The 5894-nt window shown below is 48.5% G+C and carries 5 protein-coding genes; 4 read left to right on the top strand and 1 reads right to left on the bottom strand.

Going from position 1 to position 5894, the window contains the following annotated elements; translation table 11 throughout:
- Positions 1 to 70 precede the first annotated feature (70 nt).
- Positions 71 to 838 carry an ion transporter gene (locus VB081_RS08920; RefSeq protein ID WP_323400476.1) on the top strand — a complete coding sequence of 256 codons (768 nt, stop codon included), beginning with the start codon at positions 71 to 73 and terminating at the stop codon, positions 836 to 838.
- A 7-nt stretch (positions 839 to 845) separates the two neighbouring features.
- Here the strand turns inward: VB081_RS08920 and VB081_RS08915 are convergent, their stop codons facing one another.
- Positions 846 to 1961 (bottom strand): glycerate kinase family protein, encoded by a 1116-nt coding sequence (locus tag VB081_RS08915; RefSeq protein ID WP_323400475.1) that lies wholly within the window; start codon positions 1959 to 1961, stop codon positions 846 to 848.
- 648 nt (positions 1962 to 2609) lie between these two features.
- Between VB081_RS08915 and VB081_RS08910 the strand changes: the two genes are divergently transcribed.
- The 3 genes from VB081_RS08910 to VB081_RS08900 all read left to right on the top strand — a co-directional run.
- Positions 2610 to 4136, top strand: a complete 1527-nt coding sequence (locus VB081_RS08910; RefSeq protein WP_323400474.1) for a sugar ABC transporter ATP-binding protein — start codon at positions 2610 to 2612, stop codon at positions 4134 to 4136.
- On the top strand, positions 4126 to 5130 hold the full coding sequence (locus tag VB081_RS08905) for an ABC transporter permease (protein WP_323400473.1): 1005 nt from the start codon (positions 4126 to 4128) through the stop codon (positions 5128 to 5130). The genes VB081_RS08910 and VB081_RS08905 overlap by 11 nt, the downstream gene beginning before the upstream one ends.
- 62 nt (positions 5131 to 5192) lie before the next feature.
- Positions 5193 to 5894: substrate-binding domain-containing protein (locus VB081_RS08900; protein WP_323400472.1), on the top strand; the 702-nt coding region annotated here is incomplete at its 3' end.

The raw sequence follows: 5894 nt of genomic DNA, 5'->3' as shown, positions 1-5894 counted from the left end.
TGGGTGAATATGCATGAAAAGGAAGTTAAAACGGTTCAGGCGGAATGTGTAAGAGATCGTTTATCCTTAACTGAAAACAGATAAAGCCGGAAAATTCCCGTTCTGGAGTCGTTTCTATGACATATTTATCGTTGTTTTTATCCTGATCAGTATTGTTCCGCTGTTCTTTAACGAAGACCCGCCCATCCTTCAATTTTTCAATTTTTATGTAGGCGTTGTTTTTGTTGCAGATTATCTTTTAAATTGGCTCACTGCGGATTTTCACTTAAAAAAGGGCTGGAAATCTTTTTTGATCTATCCTGTCACGCCGTGGGCAATCATAGACCTGCTCGCCATCCTTCCCCTGTTCGGCGGTGTGTCCGATATGCTCGTTTTGTTCCGTATATTCCGTTTGTTCCGCCTGTTCCGTATTTTCAAGGGTCTGAAATATTCTACCAACTTCGACCTGTTCATCACTTCCCTCAAAAAACAAAAGAGCACGCTTCTGACCCTGCTCTTTTTGACCTTCGCTTATACCATCATCAGCGCCCTTATTATATATAATGTAGAAATCGAGGCATTCCCAACCTTTCTTGACGCTCTCTCCTGGTCTGCATCCTCTCTCGCCAATATATCGTTTGGCGATTCTTTTGTGATCTACACCGCGGCGGGCAAGATCATTGCCATACTCTCTTCCTTCATTGGGATCGCGCTGATTGCACTGCCTTCCGGCGTGATCACTGCAAGCTTCATGACCGAACTACACCGCTTCCAGCTACAGGAAAAAAGAGAGGAGCGCGAAGAACGGGAACGTGAAAAAGCCGAGCAAGCCGCAGAAAACGCTACAAAGAAAGAGTGATCCTTTGCTACAGACATAACATACGTACGACGGCATCTGCCAAACGGCTCATATCCTGCTCGCATGTTTTTATGATCTCTGACATATCCGTTGCGCCCTGGCCTGCGGAAAACAAAGCGCATATTCCTTCATCATATACCGCTTCCGCGCCTTTACCAGCCATCCCATTGAGTGCGATGCACGGTATCCCGCGCTTTTTTGCGCGTCGCGAGATTCCCACCGGCGCTTTTCCGTGCGCAGTCTGCCAGTCCATGCGTCCTTCCCCGACGAAAACCATATCCGTATTGTCGAGCATATCTTCAAAATGTACCACATCGAGCAGTAAGTCGATGCCCGGTTCAAGCGTCCCATTCAAAAACGCAAGTACGCCGCCGCCGAGGCCGCCCGCAGCTCCCGCACCCGGCGCGTCGTCGATTCGGACGTGCAAATCCTGATCGATCACTTTTGCCATCTTCTTAAGCCCGGCATCAAGCTCTGCAAGCATTTCCCCTTTCACCCCTTTTTGCGGACCGAACGTATAGGTCGCGCCGTGTTCGCCATAAAGCGGATTGTCTACATCGCACGCCGCCAACACTTCGATATCCGGCATGATTTCCGGTTTTTCGATGCGGTCGATGTGCACCATATTTTTGGCCAAAGGCTCCATTTCTTTGTTATCCCTGTCATAAAAACGGTAACCGAGCGCCGCTGCCATGCCAATCCCGCAGTCATTGGTCGCGCTCCCTCCAAGTCCCAATATGATTTTATGCGCGCCATCATTTGCCGCATGCAAAAGCAGTTCCCCTACGCCGTAAGTGGTCGCTTTCCGCGGATCATTGTCTTTTCCTATAAGCGTTAGTCCTGCGCATGCAGCCATTTCGACGACAGCTGTCCCGTCCGGCAGGATGCCGTATACCGCGTCAACACGCTCGCCCGCTGGGCCGCTCACCATTGCGGCCTTTCTCTGCCCGCCGCACGCCCCGAGAAAAGCTTCTACCATTCCTTCTCCACCGTCAGCCAGAGGCAGCTTGCGTATTTTTGCATCCGGAATATGCTTTTTAATGGCTTCACTCCAGATAGAGCACACCGTCTGTGCACTCATCGTACCCTTAAAAGAATCAGGCGCCAGAATAAAATTTTTCATACCGTTCTCCTGTTTGGTCAATTTCTTTCAATTATATTGAAACTATATCATACTATTTCTCAAAAAACAACGTTACTTTTTGCACAATATTTCCTCATATATTATCATTAATATACTCATATATTTAGGTTTCTTTCTCTTTTTTTCGGTAAATATATCTTCTTTTTTTACTTTATTTTATTTGTGTTTTTCAATTTTTCATCTGCTTAAAACCGCTATACAAAACAATTTTATTGCTTTTTTTATTCTTGGTTTAAAATTGTTTTATATTACAATTGATAAATATTAAAAACAATGATTGACAGAACGGATCAATTATATTATATTATAAATCAAGAAGCATAAATTAACTTAAATCCACATCTAAATTAAAGTTAATTTTCTCTCTGAAAAATCTTATAAAAATTCATCTATTGTTTTAACAGAGTAACTGTTGAATCCCGCACACCATATGTGCGGACAGTTCGATCCTTCGCAACAAAAACTTAGACCGGCGCCGGATGCGCCGGAGACGATTCCATATTGCATCATGATCATACGGATATTTAAGATTCGTTAATCATAATTTTTACGATCACACACATACAATCAATTTATAAAGAAAAGAGGGATGAAGTGCATATGACACCTTTGCTACAGGCGAATGGAATGACTAAAACGTACGGTGTTGTTACCGCTCTTAAGGATGTCGATTTCACGATCAACGCGGGTGAAGTACATGCTTTGATGGGCGAAAACGGCGCCGGAAAGTCTACACTTGCAAAGCTAATCAGCGGTATTGAGCGCGCTGATACCGGCGAAATTTTTATTGATGGAACCAGGCGCGAGATCAATGTGCCTTCGGACGCGATCAAGAACGGTATTTCCATCGTTATGCAGGAATTCAATTCAATGCCTCACCTGCCTGTGTACGAAAATATTTTTCTTGGACATCCCGACCTCTTTAAAAAAGGCGTTTTCAAGAAAAACGACGCCATCCGGCGCACGCACGAATTGCTCGGGTTATTCGATATGCAGGATCATATCAACCCCGAGGAGCTGCTGAGCGAATTATCCGTCGCGGAACAACAGATCGTCGAGATCATCAAGGCTGTATCTTATGATTCCAAGATCATCTTCTTTGACGAGCCTACCGCCTCCCTTACAAGCAACGAAGCGCTGCGGCTTTTTGAAGTCATGCGACGGCTGAAAGGGCAGGGGCTTGGTATGGTCATCGTTTCCCACCGTTTCAGTGAAATATTCGAGATATCCGACCGCATCACCGTGCTTCGTGACGGACTTCTGATGCTCGGGAATGAAGATATGAAGCAAATGACAGAGCAGAAGCTGGTCAAGGCTATGGTCGGACATGAAATCAAGGATTTTTATGGGGAAAAGCTACCCCTGCAGGAAGGCGTACAGCGCAAACCGATGCTCAAGGTGGAGCATTTAAGCGATACCTACAATTTTATAAAAGACCTTTCCTTCGAAGCATATACCGGCGAAATACTGGGTTTTTCAGGGCTGGTCGGCGCAGGCCGTACCCAGCTTGCACGCTGCATTTTTGGTGCAGACCCCAGAAAATCCGGCACGGTGACGGTGGACGGCAACGAGATCAAGAATCATTCCCCCGCGAGTGCCATCCGCGCCGGACTATCGCTTGCGACCGAAAACCGGAAGCAGGAGGGCCTGATCCTCAATATGAGCATCCTGCAAAATTCTGCGTTTGCCAAGACTGCCAGTGCCAAAACCGCACTGCTTCCGCACAAGGCCGAGCAGGCCGACTGTAAAAGGATGATTGGCGAGCTCAATATCAAGGTCTCCAGCGAACAAAATCCTGTCAGCAGCTTATCGGGCGGCAACCAGCAAAAAGTGGTGCTCAGCAAATGGCTGCTCACAGACCCCAAGGTGTTTATTTTAGACGAGCCGACGCGCGGCATCGACATTTCCGCCAAGGTCGAGATCTACAATATCCTGCACGCCCTTGCGGCACAGGGCATCTGCGTGGTGGTTATCTCCTCGGAGCTCCCCGAGCTTCTTGGCATCTGTGACCGTATCCTTATCATGCGTGATGGCGTGATCGTCGCCGATATGAACGATAAGCATGAATTCTTCGAAGAAAATATTATGAACTATGCTTCCTTCGGCGATGCCGGAAGCAATCACAATGCAGCGGAGGTACAAAATGAGCAATAAGCAATCATCCAACTTAGGTTCTTCTAAATGGAGCGTGATCCGGGTCAAGTACCGTACAGAGCTCGCAATGGGCATCATCATGGTCGCTTTCTTCATCATGATGTGTTTCCTGACCGAAAATTTCCGCACAGCGCAAAATTTGAGTAATGTCGCATCGCAGGTCGCCATTATTGCCATCCTTTCCATTGGCCAGACGTTTGTTATGCTCACCGGCGGTATCGACCTTTCCGTGGGCGGTACGCTCGGCATATCTTCCATGTCTATGGCAATCACTATGGTCGCTACGCAAAGCATGGCTGCCGGCATCATGGTCGGCATTGGCGTCGGCCTGCTGGTCGGCTGCATCAACGGTTTCCTTGTTTCCTATATGCGCATACCCGCATTCATCACCACGCTCGGTATGTCGATGATCACGCGCGGTGCCGATTATCTGATTTCCAACGGCCGTTCGGTCTCCAAGCTTGTCGACGGCTTCGATATGATCGCGAAAGCGGAGATCGTTCCTTATGTCCGTGTCTACTATGTCGCCATCGTCGTTCTCTTTATCGTCATGGCATGGTGCTTAAATAATACAAAACTTGGCCGGTACATCTATGCAATCGGCAGCAACTCGAACGCGGCACGGCTTGCGGGTGTAAACGTCAAGTCTTTCAGGATGTATCCTTATATCATAAGCGGATTGATGGCGGCAGTCGGTGCGATCCTGATGTCCTCGCGGCTGATGGGCGTTGATTCGACATACGGCGCAAACTATGAGATGGATACCCTTGCAGCGGTCGTCATTGGCGGCGTCGCCATGACCGGCGGTAAGGGCACCCTGATCGGCACGGCCATCGGCGTTGTATTTATGGGGCTTGTCAAAAACGGTCTCGACCTTCTCGGCGTATCGCCTTACTGGCAAACGGTCACGGTCGGCATCATCATCATTGCCGCCCTACTGATCGAGAGCATCAGTTCTATGGTACGAGAAAAGAAAAAAGCGACTGTAGCGTAAAAGAATATGAATTTCTTTTCCGGGAGAGGAACCCCGGATAATAATAAAAGGAGGAACTTTGAATGAAAAAGACTTTAGTTACTATTCTGGCGGTCGTACTGGTGGTCGCCTTCGCCCTTGCAGGCTGTGCTCCCGCTACTCCGGCAGCGTCTGAATCGGCTTCCGCTCCTGCCGCATCCGAATCGGCGGCAGAGCCGGCAGCGTCTGAATCTGCTGCGGAACCCGCTGCATCTGCTGATGCAGGCGGCGCAAAGAAGATCGCTTACATGGCGCCTTCCTTCAACACACCGTTCTGGGGTTATTGTGAAGACGGCATCAAAGACGTATGTGCAAAGCAGGGTTGGGAGGTCACATCTTACGACTCTAACAACGAAGCTGCAACACAGCTGAAAAACGCGCAAAACGCGATCGCAGCAGGCGCTGATGCCATCATCATCTCTCCGACGGACAGCGCAGCCTGCCCGGCTGTACTCGAAGAAGCGAAGAAATCAAACGTTCCCGTCGTGATCTGCGACGTAGGTACGGACTCCGGCGAATTCCTGTCCTTTGTTTCTACGCCGAATGAAGCGGGCGCATATGAAGTTGGACAGTATTTCGCAAAATATGTCAAAGACAACAAATTAGAAGGCGTTGTCGGCGAGATCACCGTTCCGCTCGCACGCATCAATGGACAGAACCGTCAGAAGGGTTTCCAAAAAGCCCTTGACGAAGCAGGCATCACGAAGACAACAGTGCTCGAGAGCAGCGACTTCTCTGTAGACGAA

Source organism: Christensenella sp. (assembly GCF_034927525.1).
Classification (GTDB): Bacteria; Bacillota; Clostridia; order Christensenellales; family Christensenellaceae; genus Christensenella.
Note: the sequence above shows the minus strand (reverse complement) of the source record. Positions and strands in the feature narration are given on the sequence as shown.